Raw genomic sequence first — 21,530 nt, forward strand, 5'->3', positions numbered from 1 at the left:
GCGCGGGCCGAGGCCGGCCCCGCGCGGTTCGGGTAAGGAAAATTAGTCGATCAGCTTGCTGTAGGCGTCAGCGTCGATCAGCTTGTCGGTCGAGGCGCCGGCCGCGAGCTTGATCTTGAAGAGCCACACGCCGTATGCGTCGCTGTTCACTTCTTCCGGCGAGTCGGCGGCTTCTTCGTTGATGGCGACGACTTCGCCGGACACCGGCGAGTAGATGTCGGATGCCGCCTTCACCGATTCGACGACGCCGACGGCGTCGCCCGCGTTCACCGACTTGCCGACTTGCGGCAGCTCGAGGAAGACGATGTCGCCGAGCGTGCTCTGCGCGTGATCGGTGATGCCGACCGTCAGCGTGCCGTCGGCTTCGGTGCGGACCCACTCGTGTTCGTCGGTGTACTTCAGATCGGCCGGGACGTTGCTCATCGGATGCTCCTGGATAAAAGGGTGTGTTCGTTATGCTGGCGCGCCGCCGGGGCGCGCCGGGTGTGGTTGCGCCGGGCGCCATTTCCCGGCTTCGCGGCAGGCGGCCTCCCGGTCGCCTCCCGGTCGTTACGCAGCGAGGACCTTGCCGTTGCGCACGAACGGCAGTTTTACCACGCGCGCGGGAAGTTGCTTGTCTCGAATCTGCACGTGGACCGTGTCGCCGACCTGGACGGCCGCCGGCACGCGCGCGAATGCGATCGACTCCTGCATCGACGGCGAGAACGTGCCGCTCGTGATCTCGCCTTCGCCGTGCGGCGTGACGACCTTCTGGTGCGCGCGCAGCACGCCGCCCGCCTTGCCGTTTTCCTTCTGCAGGATCAGGCCGACGAACGCGGCGCGCGTGCCGTTTGCCTCGAGCGCGGCGCGGCCGACGAACTCGCGCGGCGCCGACAGGTCGACCGTCCATGCGAGGCCCGCGTCGAGCGGGGAGACGGTGTCGTCCATGTCCTGGCCGTACAGGTTCATGCCGGCCTCGAGGCGCAGCGTGTCGCGCGCGCCAAGCCCGCACGGGCGCACGCCGTTTTGCTGCAGCGCGTTCCACAGCGCTACGACGTGCACGGCCGGGACGATCACCTCGAAGCCGTCTTCGCCGGTGTAGCCGGTGCGCGCGACGGTGAGGTCGCCGAACGGCGTGCCGGCGACCTGCGCGGCGTTGAACGGCTTCAGCTCGCTGGTCGCGGCGCGCGCGGCGGGCACCGTCGTCCAGACCTTTTCACGGGCGTTCGGGCCCTGAACGGCGACGATCGCGAAATCGCGGCGCGGCGCGATGGTCAGGCCGTAGCCGCCTTGTTCGTTGAGCTGGTTGAACCACGCGATGTCCTTCTCGGCCGTGCCGGCGTTGACGACGACGCGGAAGAAGTCTTCGGTGAAGTAATAGACGATCAGGTCGTCGATGACGCCGCCCTGCGGATTGAGCAGGCACGAGTAGAGCGCCTTGCCGGGGATCTTGAGCTTGCCGACGTTGTTCGCGATCGCGTGCTCGAAGAACGCGCGCACGCGGCTGCCGGTGAAATCGACGACGCACATGTGCGACACGTCGAACATGCCGGCGTCGGTGCGCACGGCTTCGTGTTCTTCGATCTGCGAGCCGTAGTTGACGGGCATGTCCCAGCCGCCGAAGTCGACCATGCGGGCATTGAGCGCGCGGTGCGCGGCGTTGAGCGGGGTTTGATTCAGTGCAGTCATCGAGGCCTCAGGCAAGGCGCTTGCGCGCGGGTCAGAACGGCCATGTGCCGACCGTCGCGGCCTTGGGGCCTGCGAAACGATCCGGTACATGCCCCTCTGTCCTCGATACCTGAGAGATTGCGCCGCGGCCACGAGCCGGCGAACGCGCGCCCCTTCGGTGGGCAGCCTGCCCGCGCAGCCAATGTGCTGCGGGCTACTGCCGCTCTCCAGAGTGCGGGGAGTGCGGCCCGCGCAATGCGCGGACGGGATTCCCCGACGCGGTCGGTCCTTTTGCCTGAGAGTTTGCGGGTGTGCCCCTTCGGCGGCGCGACCGGCGTTGCTGCTACGCGGTCACACGCTCTCCCGACGCGTGCGGGCGACTGTACGCGAGCGGGTGGGCATTGTCAATTTGAGCAAAAGAATGTCGCTTCGCGACAAGCGGCGGCGTGCGGCGCCGCCGCTTCTGCCGGCACCGGCGGGCGCCGGCATGGCCGCGATTACTCGCCGATCGCGCGCGCGGCCGTGTCGAGTTCCTGGTTCAGCACGCGCTGCTCGTCGCCGGACAGGCCGCCGTTGTGCTGGCCCGACATGTCGTTCGCTTCCTGGCGGATCACGTCGAGGCGGTGGTGCAGCTGCGCGCCGTACGGCGGCGGGTAGTAGCCGCCGTTCACGCGCGCGTCGATGCGCCGGTGCAGGTTGTCGATCCGGCCCTGGACCTCCTGCAGGCGATCGTTCGCGACGACCTGCGGATTCGGCCGCGGCGGGGGCGGGGGCGCCTGTCGGGCCGGCCGCTGCGGCTGCACGACGCAGGCCGCGAGCGAGGAAACCAGGACGCAGCATGCCGCTGCGCGAATCAACCGTTGCATCACATTCTCCTGACGGTTTGGTGTCGGATCGACTTTTTGAGAAACGCGTCAGACCGGACGACCGCTGACTTTCGTTCCCGCACCATTTGTAACGGAATGTTCGGGATCGTGGCGCCGTGGCGGCTGACGGGGGCGCGCAGCCGGGCGCGGCGCGGCGCGAGGTGGCGGCTGCGGCCGGGGCGACGACCCGGCCGGCGGCCGTCAGACGGTGCGACGCACGAACGGTACCCGGCGGCCTTCGTGCTCGCTCTGCGCGGCGAGCTCGATGATCGTCATCACGTCGACTGCGTCCTGCGGCGTGACCGGGAACGGCGCGCCGTCGTGGACCGACGCGGCGAGCGCGCGATAGAACTCCGCGTACTGCCCGTCGAGCGTCGGCACAGGCCGCTCGACCTCGACCTCGCCGTCGAGCACGCGCAGCACGCCGGGCGGGTTGCCGCCGCCGAACTCGACGTGATCCGGCGTGAGGCCGGCCTTCAACTGGTCTTCCTGCGTGTCGAGCCCGAACTTCTGGTAGCTGCCGCGCGTGCCGTGCAGCGTGAAGCGCGCGGGCTCGATCGCCGACAGCGCGCTCGCATGCAGCGCGACGTCCTTGTCCGGATAGCCGAGCAGCAGGTGCACGAAATCGGGCGCCGTGCCGTTGTCGCGGCGTGTCTTGACCGTTGCGCTGACCGTTTCCGGCAGCCCGAACAACGCGAGCGCCTGATCGATCAGGTGCGGGCCGAGATCGAGCAGCAGGCCGCCGCCGCGCGCGGGCTCCTCGCGCCAGCGCGTGCGCGGCGTCGGCCGGAAGCGGTCGAAGTGCGACGCGAAATAGGTGAGCCGGCCGAGTTCGCCGGATTCGACGATGCGGCGCACGGTGAGGAAGTCGCCGTCCCAGCGGCGGTTGTGGAACGGTGCGAACAGGCGGCTGCGCGCGTTCGCGAGCCGCGCAAGCGCGAGCGCTTCGTCGGCCGTGAGCGTGACGGGCTTGTCGACGACGACGTGGCGGCCGGCCTGGAGCACCTGGCGCGCGAGCGCGAAGTGCGTGTCGTTCGGCGTGGCGATCACCACGCAGTCGATATCGTCGAGGCCGAGCAGCGTGTCGAGATCGGGGACGATGCGGGCGCCCGGAAAGGCGGCGCGCGCGCGATCGGGTTGCCCCGTCGCGATCGCGGCGACCTCGGTGCGGCCGCTCGTGGCGATCACCGGCGCGTGGAACGTCGCGCCGGCGAAACCGAAACCCATCAAACCAATCCTGAGCAATGACGACATGGCAATCCCTGGCTGCGTACGAAACGAAAAGAGGGCGCGCCGCTGGGGCGCGAGGACGACCGGCTATTTTGGCATGGCGCGGCGGCGCACACCGACGCGTTCGGCAAAATGCTCGGCAGGACACGGCAGGTGCGCGGCCGCAGCCGGCAATTTGCGTCGGACCGCCGGGCGCTGCGCGCATCGACCCCGCGGGCGGCGTTGGGGGCGCGTCCCGCCGCGGGCTTGCCACCGCGACGGCCGCCCATTGTGACCGATCGGGCCGTGGATGGGGCCGGATTGGCCGTCCGGACAAGGATCGGCGAGGACTGGATAAAGAACCCGACAAGAAGGCGAAACGGCAGCTTGCCCGCACGAAAAGCCGGCACACGCCGCCCGAGAAACGACCGCCTGCCCGCCCGGCCCCGTCCGGCGGCGCTCCCGAAAAGCGCGTCGCCGACGTGTTAACATGCGCGTCCTGCCCCGTGTGTCCGCCTGCATTCCAGGCCCGTCGCGCGCGGCATCCTCCCGGCGTTCGCCGTCAACCGCAACATCATCCGCCATCATGTCCGCAGGCCTCAACTCCGCTCAGAACGAAGCGGTGCGCTACCTCGACGGTCCCTGCCTCGTGCTCGCCGGCGCGGGCAGCGGCAAGACCCGCGTGATCACGCAGAAGATCGCGCACCTGATCGAAGCGAAAGGCTTCGAGCCGCGCCACATCGCGGCCGTCACGTTCACGAACAAGGCCGCCGCCGAAATGCGCGAGCGCGTGTCGAAGCTGCTCGAGGGCAAGACGCTCACCACGCCCGGCAAGGAAGGCCGCAAGGTGCCCGTCAACCAGCTCACCGTGTGTACGTTCCACTCGCTCGGCGTGCAGATCCTGCGCCAGGAGGCCGAGCACGTCGGCCTGAAGCCGCAGTTCTCGATCATGGATTCGGACGACTGCTTCGGGATGATCCAGGAGCAGATCGGCACCACCGACAAGGGCCTGATCCGCAAGATCCAGAGCACCATCTCGCTGTGGAAGAACGGCCTGATCATGCCCGAGGAGGCGATGACGATCGCGGCCAACGAGGACGAGCACCAGGCGGCGCTGGTCTACCGCAACTACGTCGCGACGCTGCATGCATACCAGGCGGTCGACTTCGACGACCTGATCCGCCTGCCGGCCGAGCTGTTCGCGAAGAACGAGCAGGTGCGCGACCGCTGGCAGAACAAGCTGCGCTACCTGCTGATCGACGAATACCAGGACACCAACGCGTGCCAGTACGAGCTGCTGAAGTTGCTCGCCGGCCCGCGCGCCGCGTTCACGGCGGTGGGCGACGACGACCAGGCGATCTACGGCTGGCGCGGCGCTACGCTCGAGAACCTCGCGCAGCTCGGCAAGGACTTCCCGAAGCTGCACGTGATCAAGCTCGAGCAGAACTACCGGTCGACGGTGCGGATCCTGACCGCTGCCAACAACGTGATCGCGAACAACCCGAAGCTGTTCGAGAAGAAGCTGTGGTCCGAGCACGGGATGGGCGACTCGATCACCGTCACGCCGTGCAACGACGAGGAGCATGAGGCCGAATCGGTCGTGTTCCGGCTGTCCGCGCACAAGTTCGAGCGGCGCGCGCAGTTCCGCGACTACGCGATCCTGTATCGCGGCAACTTCCAGGCGCGAATCTTCGAGCAGGTGCTGCGGCGCGAGCGGATTCCATACGTGCTGTCGGGTGGCCAGTCGTTCTTCGACAAGGCCGAGATCAAGGACCTGTGCGCGTACCTGCGGCTGATCGCGAACGCCGACGACGATCCCGCGTTCATCCGCGCGGTCACGACGCCGCGCCGCGGCATCGGCAACACGACGCTCGAGGCGCTCGGCTCGTTCGCGGGCCAGGCGAAGGTGTCGCTGTTCGAGGCCGTGTACATGGGCGGGATCGAGGCGCGGCTGTCCGCGCGGCAGGTCGAGCCGCTCAGGATGTTCTGCGACTTCATCCAGCGCCTGACCGATCGCGCGGACAAGGAGCCCGCGACCGTCGTGCTCGACGACATGATGGAGGCCATTCACTACGAGGCCTACCTGTACGACGCGTTCGACGAGCGGCAGGCGCAGTCGAAGTGGCAGAACGTGCTCGAATTCCTCGAATGGCTGAAGCGCAAGGGCACCAAGCCCGAGACCGAAGCCGTCGACGGCGAGGCCGACGGCTTCCACAACGCGGACGGGCTTGCGGACACCGGCAAGAACCTGCTCGGCCTGATCCAGACCGTCGCGCTGATGTCGATGCTCGAAGGCAAGGACGAGGATCCGGATGCCGTGCGGCTGTCGACCGTCCATGCGTCGAAGGGGCTCGAGTATCCGCACGTGTTCCTGGTCGGCGTCGAGGAGGGCATCATGCCGCACCGCGGCGGCAGCGAGGACGACGGCCCGATCGACAACGAGCGGATCGAGGAGGAGCGCCGGCTGATGTACGTCGCGATCACGCGCGCGCAGCGCAGCCTCCACCTGAACTGGTGCAAGAAGCGCAAGCGGGCGCGCGAGACGGTCGTGTGCGAGCCGTCGCGCTTCATTCCCGAGATGGGGCTCGACGAAGCGCCGCCGCCCACGCCGGAGGAAGCGCCGATGACGCCGAAGGACCGGCTCGCGAGCCTGAAGGCGCTGTTGCAGAAGTGAGGCGGCGCGCTTCGGCGCACGGACGCCCCGGCGATCCGGATAAACGAAACCTCCGCGATGCGTGTGCGCCGCGGGGGTTTTTTCTGGCCGGCAGGCGTTACTTCGACGCGTTGACCATGTAGTCGACGGCCGCCTTCACGTCGGCGTCGGACGCGCTCGACCCGCCCTTCGGCGGCATCGCGCCCTTGCCGTGCAGCGCGTAGTTGTAGACGGTATCCATCGAGTCCTTCAGGCGCGGCGCCCAGTCTTCCTTGCTGCCGAACTTCGGCGCGCCGAGCACGCCGGCCGCGTGGCACGCCTGGCAGACCTGCGTGTACAGCGCCTTGCCGGCGGAGGCGGCGTCGGGGCTGGCCGGCGCGGCCGCGGGCTTTTCGCCGGCCTTCGGAATCGCGGCGATCGCGGCCATTGCAGCGGCGGCCTGCGCGTTCGATGCATCGGCGCCCGAAGCGCCTGCCGCACCCGCCGCGCCGCTCGCCGCCGGTGCCGCATTGGCGGCCGGGGCAGCCGGTTCGGGGAAGTTCGCGCCGTCGTTGTTCGCCATGTAGACGATCGCACGCGCGATTTCATAGTCGCTCACGTCGTCGGGGCTCGTGCCGCCGCGCGGCGGCATCGCGCCCTTGCCCGACAGCGCCGTTTTCAGCAGCGTGTCGAAGCCCTGCGAGATGCGCGGTGCCCAGTCGTCCTTGTTGCCGAACTTCGGCGCGCCGGCGGCGCCCGTGCCGTGACAGGTCACGCACACGGCCTTGTAGACTTCCTCGCCGGTCTTGTACGTGCGGGGCGCATTGGCGTCCTTCACGTCGACTTTCGCGAGCGGTGCGATCCGCGCGGCGACCTGTTCGTCGGATAGCGCATCCGTGCCCGCGCCCGAACGGAACGCATGGTTGGCATAAGTGGCAAACAGGACGATCAGGGCGATCGGAATCGCGAATGAGGCGATGACGACGGCAATCAGCTGCCCGGGGGTTTTGACGGGAGATTCGTGGGGTGCTTCGCTCATGCTTGCCTCGTCTCCGTGATTAGGAATTGTGAGCGCGGTGCAACGGCAAAATGGCTGGCGATCCAATGAGTCCGGACGATTATAGACGGAACGTTTACATCACGGCGAGCGGCGCGAAGGCGCGTGTTTACCCGCACGAATTGCGGGCCTGACGGGGTTTCGGCGGGCAAGGTGGACGCGTTTTGGGAAACCGGGTATCCTTGCGGTCTTGTCAATGGTGGGCGGCCAGTTTATTGGGGTCGTTTCGCTGTCGTCACTGTCATATGCGCCCGTAGCTCAATGGATAGAGTACTGCCCTCCGAAGGCAGGGGTTGCTGGTTCGATCCCAGCCGGGCGCGCCAAGAAAGTCTATATAAATCAAGGGCTTGCGCTGGGTGCGAGCTTATCAGGCAGTACTTTTTCCACGGTTTTTCTGATTTTTTGCTGCAATTTCGCTGCAGTCATGTCCCTCGCTCGCGCCTATACCTTGGCGTTTCGTACGAGCTGCGCGACCGTCTGCTCGCTTCGTCGCTATGTGACCCCACGGCTTTGCCCGCAATCTGGAAGAAACGTTCATCACGATGTGTGCCAAACATGCGCGGGATGAGGTGTCGGTGAGCTAGTGCGGAGCACGCCGTTCATCGCAACGAAGCGATGAATGGCCGGGCCGGAGGTAAATGTCCGGCGCGAAGTGCCGCTCGCGACGTACCTGGCGGCAATGCAGTGGCAATGCAGTTACAGTTGCGCGATCTGCTGATATCGGCCGGCAGCTTCGGTCCGTCCGAGTGCGGCCTGAAACTCCGCATGCAACTCCCGCTGCGTCGTTTCCGCGTCGGCCGCGATGGCTGTGTCGATCGCCTGTATGCGGCGGATGATCGCCAGCGCATCGGGCGTTTGCGGTGCGCTCAGCGACATCAGCAGGGGCGAGCGCGCTTCCGCGAGACGCGCCGCGCCGCACCAGTCCGCCATCGTCGCGGCATGTTCGATTGCCTGCGTCAGTTGCCACACGCGTGCGAGTAATGTGGGTTGATCCATCGTGACGATCACTCCAGTGCCATTTCAAAAGTACCGCGCGGCTCGATACATCCGGTGGGCCTTATGACTTGTTGGTGGCGAGTGCGCCGGCGCTATTGGTGCCGCCGAACAACTGCGTCAGATACTGCGAGTTGTTCTGCATCTGCGCCATGAGCGTATTGAGGGCGGTGAATTGCGCATTGTACTGATCGGTCAACTGATTCGCATACGCTTGCAGGGTCTTCGCTTGCGTCTTCGCGTCGGCGAGGTCGCTGTTCAGCGCGTTGACGCGCGTATCGATGATCCCACCCGTCTGCAGATACGACGTGATGTTGTTGTTCAGCACTGCGCCGATGCCATTTGTCGCGTTGAAGGCGGTCGCTACCGACGCCGAATTGGACGTCAGGGCGTTCGACAAAGCCGCACTATCGACGCTGAGCGTGCCGTTCGGCGTCAGGTTGATGCCGATCGCGCTCAGGCTCACGGTGCTGCTGCCGCTTGTTACGCCCTTGGAAAGGGCTGTCGCAAGCGAGCCGACGATCGAATTCAGCATCGAATCGCCGATGAGCGGCCCGCCCTGGCTGCCGGCAGCGGCGGTCGAGTCGAAACTCGACAGCGACGATGCGGTGCTCACGAATGAGTTGTATGCCGAGACGAAGCCGTTGATCGCGTTGGTCGCTGACGTGTTGTCCGCCGCGACCGTGAGGGTTTGGGTCGTGTTTGCCGCCGACGTGGCGAGGTTGAGCGTCACGCCTGTAATGGCGCCGGTGATCGTGTTGCTGGCGCTCTGGATATTGGTGATGCCGTCGATGCTGAGCATCGCGTCTTGTGCGTTGTTTTTCTCGACGTAGTTGTTTGTTGCGACGCCCGAGCTGTCGACGGTCGCGAGGCTGGCCAGCCCGTCCGTCGAATTGGTCGATACCTGGATCGTGTTCGCCGCCCCTGTCACGTTCGAGGTCAGCACGAGGTGCGACCCATCCGTGCCGGTAACGACGGTGGCGGTCACGCCGGGATTGCCACTCGCCGAATTGATTGCGCTGGCGATGCCCGCGAGCGTGTTGTTGCCGGTGTTGATTCCGACGGTCATCGGCGCGCCGCTGCCGAGCGTGATGGTGAGGCTGCCCGTCCCGAGCTGTTTGGTGGACGGCTGCACGCCCGCTGTCAGTGCAAGCTTCTGCGCGGTGGCGACTTGCGTTACCGCAATCGAATAGCTGCCGGCGACCGAGCCCGTCGACGTGGTGGCGCTCAGGCCGCTGCCGCTCGCGGTGGCGGTGGTTTTCGCCAGAGCCGATCCGTCGGTGAGCCCGGACAGCGCCGATTGCAGGGAGGACAGTGCCGACTTGAGCGAGCCGATGGCCGACAGCGTGGTGTTGTCGAGATTTTGCCGGTTGACGTTCTGCGTGGTCTGTGCGGCCATCTTGGCCGTAACCATCGCGGAAACGAGTGCGGACGTGTCCGTGTTCGAGTTCGTCACTCCGCTGATGATGGACTGCGCCGCCTGTGTCAGCGCGCTGTTGGCCGTGGTGCTGGAAATGTTCGTCGTCGACATCGAGGACTCCGTCTGTTGAAAGGTGCGCCGTCAGGCGCATCGACATCGCGGTGCCTGATGTACAGCGCGACGTGCAAAATGCTTACCCGAAGGCGCCTTCCCCGGGTAAGCATCTTTTTGCTGCTGCATCGACGCCCGCGTTGCGCATTTCTAAATGCGCGACGTGAGCGTCTTGCCGAACGATTAGTTCAGGAGCTTCAGAACCTGCTGCGGCATCGAGTTCGCTTGCGCGAGCACCGAGATGCCAGCTTGCTGCAGCACTTGAGCCTTCGACAGGTTGGCGGTTTCCTGTGCGAAGTTCGCGTCGGTGATCTGTGCGCTTGCGGCGCTCAGGTTGGTCGATTGCGACGTCGTTTGCGAGATGGCGGCCTGGAAGATGTTGATGTTCGAGCCGAGTTGGGCTTGCTCGGTGTTGACCGTTTTGAGGGCGGCATCGACTTGGCCCATCAAGGTTTGCGCGTTCGTCGTGGATGTGACATCGCCGGTCACAGTCAACGTTGCCGAGTCATAGGCAGCGCTCAAATCCATTTTCAGTTGCTGACCTGCTTTTTCACCGATCTGGAACGTCAGATTTGCGCCTGCGGTGCCGTCGAGCAGTTTGATGCCGTTGTAGGTCGTTTGACCGGCGATACGGTCAATTTCCCCGAGGCGCGCTTGCACCTCGGTATTAAGATTGGCCTGGGCGGCCGTGCCGATCGAATCGTCCGAAGCCTGAACTGCCAGTTGGCGGATACGTTGCAGGTTGGCGGTGATTGCCGAGAGGCCGCTCGAAGCAGTTTGAGCCATCGACACCGCGTTGTTCGCGTTCGCGACGCCTTGGTTGTACGCGTTGATCGACGCCGTCATCGTCGTCGAGATTGCGAGGCCGGCTGCGTCATCGGCTGCCGAATTGATGCGCTTGCCCGACGACAGGCGGTTGATTGCCTGCGACAGCGCGTTCTGCGTATTCGACAGGTTGGTTTGCGCCGTTTGCGAATAAAGGTTGGTGTTGATATTCAGCATTTCTATCCTCGTTTTTGGAAAAACGCCCGGTTTAAATTTGGCTGTTTCGTGTTCGGCGTCGCGCTTTTTGGCATCCTGCGTCGCCCGCCTTTCTTGGTTGTCGGCGACCATGCGACGAAACTTTAGGGGCAGATGCGAAGTTGCTTTGGCGTACCGGCTGGTCGAACTGGCTCTGCGGTTTGCCGAACATGGCCTCGACGCCTGTATAAGCGCTGTCGTTCGGTGTGCGGCACCTGCCGCGCCACCACGCGGCAGCCGGTCGACGTACCGACGATGCCGTATCGGACGAATGACTGGCCTGTTGAATCCCGGGCGCGGTAGGGCGAGGCATGTGGCAGATTCGGTTTTTTGACAAGGAGTACCGTTGAAGCCGGAGAAATGACGGGACGAGGATCGCGTTTCAGCGACGAGGTGCGGACATCAATCCCATTTTTGAGGGCGGGTACTACGGATAGGTTGGGAGATGGCAGACGGCGCGGTAGCCGCTGGGCTTGCAGCCGGCAGCCGATTTTCCTGTTACTAGTAAGTCGAAAGCGCGCAACGCCTGCTAGCCCCAAGGGCGCGTGCATTCAGTATTGGCCGCCTCGGAGCCAGACTTCGGTGGTTCGAAACCAAATCGAAGGGGCGCCGAAGATTTGGCTCGATTTTGTCGTGAGGAAGCACAGCGTTGCGGTGCGTCTGGGTAGAGTTCGGCGCGCATTTAAAGGGCTCGAACGGCTCGCAGCAAGGCCGGATAGGCGTTCGAACGCCTGCGATGCGTGATTGCGACGGAAAAGTGGTAAACCGGTAGGCGAAGCTATGTTTACCTGATATCATGGCGGGCTGAATTGAGATTTTCTGTCACGCCTATGCCGTCTCGGCATTCCTGCTGGCAGTCAAACGCGGCGCTGCACGCGGCTTGTGAAGCGTACCCGCGGTGCTTTGTGCCTCTCTTTTCCGGCCTCCGAGGCCGTATTTCCGCTCGTTTCGCCTGTTGTGGGGACGCCCGGATGGCCGGTGCGTGGCGCTTGGCCGCTACGTTTTTGACCGTTTAAGCAATTTAGGAACGACATGACGACGATTCTTCTGAAGGAAAACGAGCCGTTCGAAGTGGCGATTCGCCGCTTTCGCCGTGCTATCGAAAAAAATGGCCTGATCGCTGAACTGCGCGAACGCCAGTCCTACGAAAAGCCGACCGCAGTCCGCAAGCGCAAGAAGGCAGCAGCCGTCAAGCGCCTGCACAAGCGCCTGCGCAGCCAGATGCTGCCGAAGAAGCTCCACTAAGAGCGTCTACGGTTCGCCGCGAAACGGCGGAGCGTGCTTCGAAAGAAGCCGCTCCGCCGTTTTGCTTTTCGGGGCCGGAAAAGATTGCAGATCGTGGCGGAAAAGTGGCCGATCGACTGCCAGACGGTCGAATGGCGGCATGGCGGCATGGCGGCACGGCGGTTCCAACGGCGGCCAACGGGCAAGGCCGCCGACGTGCTCACCGGGAAATCGGCGCCGCGTTCGGGCTCGCCTTGCGCGGATCACCTGGCGGCGCGTGCTGACGTGCCGGTGCGCGCCAAGCCGACCGGCCCGTGAGCTTCGTCGCCGTCAGCCCGCCTTGCGGCGCCGTGCCGGCTGCTGCTTGCCGCCGAGCGCCGCGCATTGGGCGTGACACGGGCAACCGGTCTCATGGTCGTTGACCATCCCGGTTGCCTGCATCAGGGCATAGCAGATCGTCGAGCCGACGAACTTGCAGCCGTACTCCTTCAGCGCCTTGCTGAGCGCATCCGACTGGGCAGTCGATGCGGGCGCGTCGCGATACGACTGCCACGCGTTCTGGACCGGCGTGTGGTCGACGAACGACCACAGGAATTGCGCGAGCGATCCGTGATCCTCGCGAATGCGCTGCACGGCCCGTGCATTGGTCACCGCGGATTCGACCTTCGCGCGATTGCGGACGATGCCGGGGTTCTCGAGCAGCTTCTCGATGCGCTTCGGCGTGAAGCGCGCGACCGCGTCGACATCGAAGTCGGCGAACGCCTCGCGGTAGCCGGCGCGCTTGTTCAGGATCGTCGACCACGACAGTCCCGCCTGCGCGCCTTCCAGAATCAGCATCTCGAACAGATGGCGATCGTCATGCGACGGCACGCCCCACTCGGTATCGTGATAGTGAGCATCCGCTTCCGTCTTTACCCAGTTGCACCGCTGCGACATCGCCGGCCTCGTTCCAGTGTCGATTCGATCGTGCCAGCATAGCGGAAGGCCCATTCACGGTATAGCTGGCCGAACGGCAGATGGGCGCGCGGCACCGATCCGGTTAAGCTTGGCGCCTGTTCGAATCAGCAGGATCAACGCATGACGGCATTCCTTTTTGCGATCGGCATCGACGGCGGCGGCACGGGCACCCGCGCGGTACTCGCCGACCGGCACGGGCGCGAACTCGCGCAGGGGCGCGGCGGCCCGTCGGGGCTCGGCCTCGGCATCGAGCGCGCGTGGGCATCGATCGGCGCGGCCTGTGCCGACGCATTCACGCGGGCGGGGCTCGCGTTCGACTGGTCGCAGTGCGCGCTCGGCTGCGGGCTCGCGGGTGTCAACAATGCCGCGTGGCTCGCCGCGTTCCGCGCGCAGGCGCCGCTCGACGCGCTGGCGATCGAGAGCGACGCCTATACGACCGTCGTCGGCGCGCACGGCGGTGCGCCGGGGCTCATCGTCGCGCTCGGTACGGGCAGCATCGCGGCGGCGCTCGACGCCGCGGGCGACTGCCGCATCGCGGGCGGCTTCGGCTTTCCGTCCGGCGATGAGGCGAGCGGCGCGTGGCTCGGCATGCGCGCGCTCGCGTACGCGCAGCAGGCGCTCGACGGCCGCGTGCCGCGTGACGCGTTTGCCGGCGCGCTGCTCGCGGAAACGGGCGCGCACGATCGCGACGCGCTCGTCCAGTGGTCGTGCGATGCGAACCAGACGATCTACGCGCGCCTCGCGCCGATCGTGTTCGCGCACTGCGACCATTCTTATGCGGCGGCGCTGATCGCGCAGGCCGGCGACGAGATCGGCAAGATGATCGACGCGCTCGATCCGCAGCAGGCGCTGCCGGTCGCGCTGTGCGGCGGGCTGGCCGACGCGCTGGCACCGGCCGTGCCGGCACGCCATGCGGCGCGGCTGCGCGCGCCGCTCGACGATTCCGCGCACGGCGCGTTGCGGCTCGCGCTGCAGGCGTTGAGGGCGGCTGAAGCAGGGTGAACGGTCGAGCCGGTCGGAGCGGGGAGAACAGGGCGTCGCGCCCATTCCCCCAACCGCCCGGCGCCCGGCCGGGCACGACGTTAAAATGGCGGCTCCGCAGCGTCCTGCGCGCCACTCCCCCATCCCCATGTACAAAGTCATCGCCACCGATCTCGACGGCACCCTGCTGAACAGCGACCACCAGCTCGATCCGTACACGATCGAGACTGTCCGCCGGCTCGACCGCGACGGCCTGCAGTTCGTGATCGCGACGGGGCGTCACTACGCGGACGTCGCCGGCATCCGCGACGTGCTGGGCATCCGGCCGTACCTGATCACGTCGAACGGCGCGCGCGTGCATGCGCCGGACGACACGGCGATCCATGCGCAGGACATCGATCCCGCGATCGTCCGCGGCCTCGTGCAGCCGGGCGTGACCGGTGCGCACGGGCGCGTGATCGTCAACCTGTTCACCGACCGCGGCTGGCTGATCGACCGCGACGCGCCGCACCTGCTCGAATTCCACCAGGATTCGGGCTTCCGGTACGACGTGATCGACATGGCCGCGCACGACGGCGCCGACATCGCGAAGGTGCTGTACATCGGCGAGCCGGCCGATCTGGCGGTGGTTGCAGAGCAGATGCGCGTGCGGTTCGGCGATGCGCTGTACGTCACGTACTCGCTGCCCGACTGTCTCGAAGTGATGACCGCCAACGTGTCGAAGGGCCGCGCGCTGCGTACGGTGCTCGCGCGACTCGGCGTCGACGCCGGCCACTGCATCGCGTTCGGCGACAACATGAACGACATCGACCTGCTCGAAACGGCCGGCCACGCGTTCATGATGAACAACGCGAACCCCGACCTGATCGCGCACCTGCCGCACATTCCGCGGATCGGCAACAACTTCGATGCGGGCGTCGCCCGCCACCTGCGCACGCTGTTCGCGCTGGAAGGTACGCTCGACGGCGTCACCGCTTCCTGAGCGGCCATGAAAAACGGGCGCCAGCGGCGCCCGTTCAAATTACCTGCCTCGATGTTGTTCGACAGCGTGAGGCTCGCTGCTCTGCTCGCGTGACCCCGTAGTGTTTTATTCGCTGGTGCGAGCGGATGCGGGCACGAGGCCGACGGCATCGTCGCGCCCCGCGATCAGCGGGTAGACGATCCCCGCAATTGCCGCGCCGATGATCGGCGCGACCCAGAACAGCCACAGCTGGCCGATCGCCTCGCCGCCCACGAACAGCGCGGGGCCGGTCGAGCGGGCCGGGTTCACCGACGTGTTGGTGACCGGGATCGAGATCAGGTGGATCAACGTCAGGCACAGGCCGATCGCGATCGGCGCGAAGCCGGCCGGCGCGCGCTTGTCGGTGGCGCCGAGAATCACGAACAGGAAGAAGCCCGTCATCACGACTTCGCAGATGAACGCCGCGCCGAGCGAGTAGTGGCCGGGCGAGCGCTCGCCGAAGCCGTTCGTCGCAAAGCCGCTGCCGACGACGTCGAAGCCCGGCTTGCCGGTCGCGATCAGGTACAGCACGAACGCACCGAGCGTCGCGCCGACGACCTGCGCAACGATATACGGCGCGAGATCGCGTGCCGGGAAGCGGCCGGCGACCGTCAGGCCCACGCTGACGGCCGGATTCAGGTGGCAACCCGAAATATGGCCAATCGCGAATGCCATCGTCAGCACGGTCAGGCCGAAGGCGAGCGCGACGCCGGCGAAGCCGATGCCGAGGCCCGGAAAGGCTGCGGCCAGCACGGCGCTTCCGCACCCGCCGAGCACCAGCCAGAACGTGCCGAATACCTCTGCAGCCAGACGCTGAGAAAGATTCATGTAAGGATCCCGTTCAAGTGGGTTGAAGACAAACGGATGACCGGATGATTTATTCCGTCACCCCGAATTGGTCTGGATTATAGGAAATGAATCGGCTGGGTGAGGGTCAACGATTGTTAAATTCGAATGGCTGACGAATGGCTTTTATTAGAATAAGTCCGCATTCTCGATATAGCCGATTCGGTTAAAGATGGCAGCATTAATTTTGAAGGGCAGGGCGGCAGTGCGGATGACGTAACGGGTGTTGGCGTTCCGGCCGGAACTGCCGGCGCCGCATCATGGAAAAGGGAGCCGAAAAATGTCTCAATACGCGAAGCTCAAGGCGCAGATCGCCGATCTGCAGGCCCAGGCGGATGACGTGCGTCGCCAGGAAGTGGCGGCGGTGATCGCCGACGTCCAGCGAATGATTGCCGAATATGGCCTGACGGCCCAGGATCTGGGCTTCGCGGAGCGCGCGCGGCGCGGCCGTCCGCCGAAAAAGGCACCGCTGCCTCCGAAATACCGCGACCCGAAGTCGGGTGCAACCTGGAGTGGGCGCGGCAAGCCGCCGAATTGGATCGTCGGGAAAAACCGCGATCGTTTCCTGATCGAATGAGCGCACAAAAAGAAAGAGCCGCATCGACTGCGGCTCTTTGGCGCCTTTGGGTTTTACGCGCCGATTTCGGCGCGAATTTCACCGAATATTTCTGACGAATTTCGCCGTCACGCGCTCGCGACGCGACGCAAGGTCGGCCGCTTTGCCGTCGCGCAAAGCGATTCGTAAGTTTCGACATAGCGCCGTGCCATCGCTTTCGAGCTGAAGCGCGTATCGAAGCGCGCGCGGATCGCGTCGCGCGACAGGCTGTCGATCCGGTGCAGCGCACCGACCGCGCCCTGCACGTCCTCGACGATGAAGCCGGTCACGCCGTCCTCGATTACCTCCGGCACCGAGCCGCGGTTGAACGCGACGACCGGCGTGCCGCAGGCCATCGCCTCGATCATCACCAGGCCGAACGGTTCCGGCCAGTCGATCGGGAACAGCAGCGCCTTCGCGCCGGACAGGAACGCCGGCTTCTGCGCCTCGTTGATTTCGCCGATGAATTCGACATGCGCCTCGCCGAGCAGCGGCTCGATCACTTCCTTGAAGTAGTCGGCGTCGGCCTTGTCGACCTTCGCGGCGATCTTCAGCGGCAGCCCGCTTTGCGCGGCGATCCGGATCGCTGTGTCGACCCGCTTTTCGGGGCAGATCCGGCCGAGGAACGCGAGATATTCGGGCTTCACGTCCGGTTGCGGCGTGAGCAGCGTGTCGGGCAGCCCGTGATACACGGTGCCGGCCCACGCGGCCTGCGGCAGCGGCTTGCGCTGGTTGTTCGAGATCGACACGACCGGCGCGTCCGGGAACGCGTCGAACACCGGTTGCAGCTCCGGCAGGTCGAGGCGGCCGTGCAGCGTCGTCACGTACGGAGTGTCGAGGCGCGACATCAGCGGGAATGGCAGGTAGTCGAGATGGAAGTGCAGCACGTCGAATTCGTGCGCGACACGGGCGACCTGCTCGATCAGGCGCATATGGGGCGCCATCGAGTCGCGGATCGACGGGTCGAGCCGCAGTGCGCGCGGCCATGCCGCCTCGAGACGGGCGGACGTGACGGAGTCGCCGCTCGCGAACAGCGTCACGTCGTGCCCCAGCTCGACGAGCGCCTCGGTGAGGTAGGACACGACACGCTCGGTGCCGCCATAGAGTTTCGGCGGGACAGCTTCGTAAAGCGGCGCGATCTGGGCAATACGCATGGACGTTCTCCGGTGTCGACCAGCGCAAAGCGCTCGAGCGCGCATGCTGGTCCGCTGCAGGGTTGCGGAACTCGCCGACGCACGCTGTCTGCGGTGCGTGGCCGGGTCCGTGGCGGGGTGCGCGGGACGCCGGGCGGCAAGCTGCGGGGCGGGCCGGCGCGGCTCCCGCCGCCGCCCATTTGAGTCCATTATCGATATCGCCTTCAGGGGTTCGAGTGTTTTTTCAAACACTTAAGGCTTGTTACACCATGAAATACGAGAAAACCCCGATAAAAAGGGCGCGAAAACATAAAACGAGATAGCCACCACAATTGTTGCGCTATCATGAAAAACCACTATAATTTTTACCGATTCAACTTCCGGCAGCCTTGCCGGATGGCCTTCAGCCGGATTCGTCCCATGCGGACCGCATCGCCGACGCATTCGCGCCCCATTCGCCCCCGCCGTTCGTTCCCTTTCAATTCGCCTTGTCGGAAAAATTCCTACACGGTTTACAGACAATTCCTGCGTGGCGTGCGCCACTTCGCTGATACCGGCATAAATGCCGTTTGGCCAGAATTCGCCCTGTAAGACTATAAACGTGCCGGCAGCGCGTCAGCAGGCGCCCGATCGAGCAAACGTTTTCACAATGAAAGGCCAAAGCAAAAGCTCTTAACGGGGGAATCATGAGCGCCACCAGCGAAATGCTCAGTGAGATCAAAGAGGTCAACCTGTCGTACCTCCTCCTCGCGCAGCGCCTGCTGCGGGAAGACAAGGCGATGGGCATGTTCCGCATGGGAGTTTCCCAGGAACTGGCCGACGTGCTCGCGAACCTCACGCTCGCCCAGACCGTGAAGCTCGCGGCATCGAACCAGATGTTGTGCCGTTTCCGCTTCGACGATCACGCGCTGCTGTCGTCGCTCGCCGACAAAGGCCGCAGCGACGTCGTCACGCATGCGCATTCCGCGATCCTGATGGCCGGCCAGCCGGTCGAAAGCGTCCGCTGATCCTTCCCCGCCTTGCGTTCGTGCCGGCGCGCCGCGTCGGCGGGCGGCGTATTGGCGATTCATCCGAACAACGTCAAGCGGACGGTTATTCACCATGGCAAGCAAAAGCGTCGTGATCGAGGTGAAGGAAATCACCCTCGCCATCGAACTGATCGAACTGGGCGCCAGGCTGCAACTGCTGGAGGCGGAGACGAGCCTGTCGCGCGACCGCCTGATCAAGCTGTACAAGGAACTGAAGGGCGCGTCGCCGCCGAAGGGGATGCTGCCGTTCTCGACCGACTGGTTCATGACGTGGCAGCCGAACATCCACTCGTCGCTGTTCTACAACATCTACCGGTTCATGCAGGACCACGGCCGCTGCGAGCCGATCCAGTCGATCGTGAAGGCGTACCGGCTCTATCTGGAGCACGTGAACCTGTCCGGCGACGAGGCCGCGCTGAGCCTCACGCGCGCGTGGACGCTGGTGCGCTTCTTCGACTCGGGGATGCTGCAGATGACGCCGTGCACGCGCTGCGGCGGCCATTTCGTCGCGCATGCGCATGATCCGCATCAAGGTTTCGTGTGCGGCCTGTGCCAGCCGCCGTCGCGCGCGGGCAAGACCCGCAAGGCGGCCGCCGCACGCGCCGGGCTGGCCACCGCCGCGGCCTGAACGCCACCGGGCGGGGCCGGGCGGGAGCCGCACGCCTTCCGCACGCCTGCCGCGCGCCGCGCGAACCGGCCGGGGCCTGCTGGTAAACACCGCCGCGCGGTCGCGGCGCGACCGCCAAAGTTTTCCTGCCGACTGCCGTAAACCTGATTAACGGCGGTCTCCCCGCCGGTCATTCGTGAGGGACAGGCAGTGCTGATTATCGTGGGAACACTCGTGACACTGTTGTCCGTCTTCGGCGGTTACGCGCTGGCAGGCGGGCATCTGGGCGCATTGGTCCAGCCGCTCGAGATCCTGATGATCGCAGGCGCGGGCGTCGGCGCGTTCATCCTCGGCAACGGCATGAAGACCATCAAGGCGACGCTGCGCGTGCTGCCGACGCTCTTCAAGGGCTCGAAGTACACCAAGGACGTCTACATGGAACTGATGGCGCTCCTGTACGTGCTGCTCGCGAAGGCCCGCAAGGAAGGCACGCTGACGCTCGAGGCCGACATCGACGATCCGGACAAGAGCCCGATCTTCACGCAATACCCGAAGATCCTCGCGGATCGCCACATCGTCGAATTCCTGACTGACTACCTGCGCCTGATGGTGGGCGGCAACATGAACGCGTTCGAGATCGAGAGCCTGATGGACGAGGAAATCGAGACGCACCACGCGGAAGGCGAAGGCCCCGCGCACGCGCTGATGCGCGTCGGCGACGCGATGCCGGCGTTCGGGATCGTCGCGGCGGTGATGGGCGTCGTGCACACGATGGCGTCGGCCGACAAGCCGCCCGCGGTGCTCGGCGCGATGATCGCGCAGGCGCTGGTCGGCACGTTCCTCGGGATCCTGCTGTCGTACGGGCTGATCGGGCCGCTCGCTAGCCTCGCGGAGCAGCGCGTCGCCGAGTCGACCAAGATGTTCCAGTGCATCAAGGTGACGATCCTCGCGAGCCTGAACGGCTATGCGCCGGCGATCGCGGTCGAGTTCGGTCGCAAGGTGCTGTTCTCGACCGAGCGCCCGTCGTTTACCGAGCTCGAAGAGCATGTGCGCCGCGTGAAGGCGAAGTGACGCGGAGCATTCGATGAGCAAGAGCAAGGATCGCGCTATCGTCGTCAAACGGGTGGCCCCGCAGAAGAAGGGCCACCACGGCGGCGCCTGGAAGCTCGCGTATGCGGACTTCATGACCGCGATGATGGCGTTCTTCCTGCTGATGTGGCTGCTGAGCTCCGTCACGCCGGTGCAGCTGAAGGGGATCGCCGAGTACTTCAACACACCGCTGAAGGCCGCGCTGTTCGGCAGCGGCGATCGCAGCTCGCAGGACTCGAGCATCATCAACGGCGGCGGCCGCGACCTGTCGAGCCTCGATGCCGGCACGCTGCGCCGAACCGACGGCACGACGTCGCTCGCCGATCGCGTCGCGAAGGCCGGCGACGACAGGACGCGCTCGCAGGCGCAGGGCGCCCAGGACCGGCTCGAGCAGGCGCGCCTGCACGACCTGCAGATCAAGCTGATGGCGGCGATCGAGGCGAATCCGACGCTGCGCCAGTTCAAGCAGCAGATCCGCATCGATTCGACGCTGATGGGGCTGCGCATCGAGATCGTCGATTCGCAGAAGCGGCCGATGTTCGCGATGTCGAGCGACCACGTCGAGCCGTACATGCGCGACATCCTGCGCGAGATCGGCAAGACGCTGAACGACGTGCCGAACCGGATCATCGTCCAGGGCCACACCGACGCGGTGCCGTACGCGGGCGGCGAGGGCGGCTACAGCAACTGGGAACTGTCGGCCGACCGCGCGAACGCGTCGCGCCGCGAGCTGATCGCGGGCGGCATGGACGAGTCGAAGGTGCTGCGCGTGCTCGGCCTCGCGTCGACGCAGAACCTGAACAAGGCCGATCCGCTCGATCCGGAAAACCGCCGGATCAGCGTGATCGTGCTGAACCGCAAATCCGAAGACGCGCTGATGCGCGACGACACGACGACCACGACACTGTCGGCCGACGCCGCGGGCTCGAAGCAACTGGCCCAGCAGCTCGACGGCACGGCGCCGGCCGCGCGACCGGTGCTCGCGAGCGCCGTCGCCGTGGTGCCGAAACCCTGACGTTTCCAAGATTTCGAGACGCGTATGAAACAACCTTCACGCTCACTTCGTTCGCTGCCCCCCGAGGGGGCGGTCAGCCACCCTGGAGCGGTCCTGCGGA

The 21,530-nt window shown here is 65.6% G+C and carries 21 protein-coding genes, 1 tRNA gene and 2 riboswitches; of the genes, 11 read left to right on the top strand and 11 right to left on the bottom strand.

Features of this window, described 5'->3' with window-relative positions; translation table 11 throughout:
• Positions 1-42: 42 nt before the first annotated feature.
• The 4 genes from gcvH to DID99_RS19075 form a co-directional block, all read right to left on the bottom strand.
• Positions 43-423, bottom strand: a complete 381-nt coding sequence (gene gcvH, locus DID99_RS19060) for a glycine cleavage system protein GcvH (protein ID WP_044848374.1) — start codon at positions 421-423, stop codon at positions 43-45.
• Between the two features lie 126 nt (positions 424-549).
• Positions 550-1,668, bottom strand: a complete 1,119-nt coding sequence (gene gcvT, locus DID99_RS19065) for a glycine cleavage system aminomethyltransferase GcvT (protein ID WP_124520466.1) — start codon at positions 1,666-1,668, stop codon at positions 550-552.
• A gap of 86 nt (positions 1,669-1,754) precedes the next feature.
• Positions 1,755-1,888: riboswitch (glycine riboswitch) on the bottom strand.
• A gap of 31 nt (positions 1,889-1,919) precedes the next feature.
• Positions 1,920-2,023, bottom strand: a riboswitch (glycine riboswitch).
• 121 nt (positions 2,024-2,144) lie between these two features.
• Positions 2,145-2,513 (bottom strand): hypothetical protein, encoded by a 369-nt coding sequence (locus DID99_RS19070; RefSeq protein WP_044848372.1) that lies wholly within the window; start codon positions 2,511-2,513, stop codon positions 2,145-2,147.
• 201 nt (positions 2,514-2,714) lie between these two features.
• Positions 2,715-3,767 carry an oxidoreductase gene (locus DID99_RS19075; RefSeq protein ID WP_044848371.1) on the bottom strand — a complete coding sequence of 351 codons (1,053 nt, stop codon included), beginning with the start codon at positions 3,765-3,767 and terminating at the stop codon, positions 2,715-2,717.
• A gap of 541 nt (positions 3,768-4,308) precedes the next feature.
• Between DID99_RS19075 and DID99_RS19080 the strand changes: the two genes are divergently transcribed.
• Entirely contained in the window at positions 4,309-6,396 is a 2,088-nt protein-coding gene (locus tag DID99_RS19080; RefSeq protein WP_124486852.1) for a UvrD-helicase domain-containing protein, read from the top strand.
• Positions 6,397-6,493: 97 nt separating this feature from the next.
• Here DID99_RS19080 and DID99_RS19085 read toward each other — a convergent pair whose 3' ends face one another.
• Entirely contained in the window at positions 6,494-7,393 is a 900-nt protein-coding gene (locus DID99_RS19085; RefSeq protein WP_124667296.1) for a cytochrome c5 family protein, read from the bottom strand.
• 265 nt (positions 7,394-7,658) lie between these two features.
• Between DID99_RS19085 and DID99_RS19090 the strand changes: the two genes are divergently transcribed.
• A tRNA-Arg gene (locus DID99_RS19090) sits at positions 7,659-7,734 on the top strand.
• A gap of 373 nt (positions 7,735-8,107) precedes the next feature.
• Here DID99_RS19090 and DID99_RS19095 read toward each other — a convergent pair.
• From DID99_RS19095 to DID99_RS19105, 3 genes are all read right to left on the bottom strand, one after another.
• Positions 8,108-8,407: a flagellar protein FliT gene (locus DID99_RS19095; protein WP_124520513.1), complete on the bottom strand. Its 300-nt coding sequence runs from the start codon at positions 8,405-8,407 to the stop codon at positions 8,108-8,110.
• Positions 8,408-8,468: 61 nt separating this feature from the next.
• Positions 8,469-9,935, bottom strand: a complete 1,467-nt coding sequence (gene fliD / locus DID99_RS19100) for a flagellar filament capping protein FliD (RefSeq protein WP_124571377.1) — start codon at positions 9,933-9,935, stop codon at positions 8,469-8,471.
• Between the two features lie 183 nt (positions 9,936-10,118).
• Entirely contained in the window at positions 10,119-10,937 is an 819-nt protein-coding gene (locus DID99_RS19105; protein WP_124571409.1) for a flagellin, read from the bottom strand.
• A gap of 1,050 nt (positions 10,938-11,987) precedes the next feature.
• Between DID99_RS19105 and rpsU the strand changes: the two genes are divergently transcribed.
• A complete protein-coding gene (rpsU, locus tag DID99_RS19110; protein WP_006401410.1) occupies positions 11,988-12,200 on the top strand; it encodes a 30S ribosomal protein S21 in 213 nt (70 codons plus the stop codon).
• Positions 12,201-12,284: 84 nt separating this feature from the next.
• Positions 12,285-12,497, top strand: a complete 213-nt coding sequence (locus DID99_RS19115; RefSeq protein WP_124571378.1) for a hypothetical protein — start codon at positions 12,285-12,287, stop codon at positions 12,495-12,497.
• Positions 12,498-12,509: 12 nt separating this feature from the next.
• Here the strand turns inward: DID99_RS19115 and DID99_RS19120 are convergent, their stop codons facing one another.
• Positions 12,510-13,115 (bottom strand): DNA-3-methyladenine glycosylase I, encoded by a 606-nt coding sequence (locus tag DID99_RS19120; RefSeq protein ID WP_124486856.1) that lies wholly within the window; start codon positions 13,113-13,115, stop codon positions 12,510-12,512.
• Positions 13,116-13,256: 141 nt separating this feature from the next.
• Here DID99_RS19120 and DID99_RS19125 point away from each other — a divergent pair, with 141 nt between their 5' ends.
• Entirely contained in the window at positions 13,257-14,138 is an 882-nt protein-coding gene (locus DID99_RS19125) for a BadF/BadG/BcrA/BcrD ATPase family protein (protein WP_124571379.1), read from the top strand.
• A gap of 127 nt (positions 14,139-14,265) precedes the next feature.
• Positions 14,266-15,099 carry a Cof-type HAD-IIB family hydrolase gene (locus DID99_RS19130; protein WP_124520473.1) on the top strand — a complete coding sequence of 278 codons (834 nt, stop codon included), beginning with the start codon at positions 14,266-14,268 and terminating at the stop codon, positions 15,097-15,099.
• Between the two features lie 105 nt (positions 15,100-15,204).
• On the opposite strand, the gene aqpZ is transcribed toward DID99_RS19130, so the two are convergent.
• On the bottom strand, positions 15,205-15,945 hold the full coding sequence (gene aqpZ / locus DID99_RS19135) for an aquaporin Z (protein ID WP_044849180.1): 741 nt from the start codon (positions 15,943-15,945) through the stop codon (positions 15,205-15,207).
• Positions 15,946-16,243: 298 nt separating this feature from the next.
• Here aqpZ and DID99_RS19140 point away from each other — a divergent pair, with 298 nt between their 5' ends.
• Positions 16,244-16,540: an H-NS histone family protein gene (locus tag DID99_RS19140; protein ID WP_006489320.1), complete on the top strand. Its 297-nt coding sequence runs from the start codon at positions 16,244-16,246 to the stop codon at positions 16,538-16,540.
• Positions 16,541-16,647: 107 nt separating this feature from the next.
• Here DID99_RS19140 and DID99_RS19145 read toward each other — a convergent pair whose 3' ends face one another.
• Positions 16,648-17,712 carry a glycosyltransferase family 4 protein gene (locus DID99_RS19145; RefSeq protein ID WP_044849179.1) on the bottom strand — a complete coding sequence of 355 codons (1,065 nt, stop codon included), beginning with the start codon at positions 17,710-17,712 and terminating at the stop codon, positions 16,648-16,650.
• A gap of 665 nt (positions 17,713-18,377) precedes the next feature.
• Between DID99_RS19145 and flhD the strand changes: the two genes are divergently transcribed.
• The 4 genes from flhD to motB all read left to right on the top strand — a co-directional run bounded on the left by flhD (position 18,378) and on the right by motB (position 21,430).
• Positions 18,378-18,698, top strand: coding sequence for a flagellar transcriptional regulator FlhD (gene flhD / locus DID99_RS19155; RefSeq protein WP_014895554.1), 321 nt, complete (start codon positions 18,378-18,380; stop codon positions 18,696-18,698).
• Positions 18,699-18,792: 94 nt separating this feature from the next.
• On the top strand, positions 18,793-19,347 hold the full coding sequence (gene flhC / locus DID99_RS19160) for a flagellar transcriptional regulator FlhC (RefSeq protein WP_124520474.1): 555 nt from the start codon (positions 18,793-18,795) through the stop codon (positions 19,345-19,347).
• Positions 19,348-19,536: 189 nt separating this feature from the next.
• Positions 19,537-20,397: a flagellar motor stator protein MotA gene (gene motA, locus DID99_RS19165; RefSeq protein ID WP_124486860.1), complete on the top strand. Its 861-nt coding sequence runs from the start codon at positions 19,537-19,539 to the stop codon at positions 20,395-20,397.
• A 13-nt stretch (positions 20,398-20,410) separates the two neighbouring features.
• A complete protein-coding gene (motB, locus tag DID99_RS19170; protein ID WP_044849176.1) occupies positions 20,411-21,430 on the top strand; it encodes a flagellar motor protein MotB in 1,020 nt (339 codons plus the stop codon).
• The last annotated feature ends 100 nt before the right edge of the window (positions 21,431-21,530 follow it).

Origin of the sequence: Burkholderia sp. Bp8986 (assembly GCF_003854225.1) — a bacterium.
In the GTDB taxonomy this organism is placed as follows: domain Bacteria; phylum Pseudomonadota; class Gammaproteobacteria; order Burkholderiales; family Burkholderiaceae; genus Burkholderia.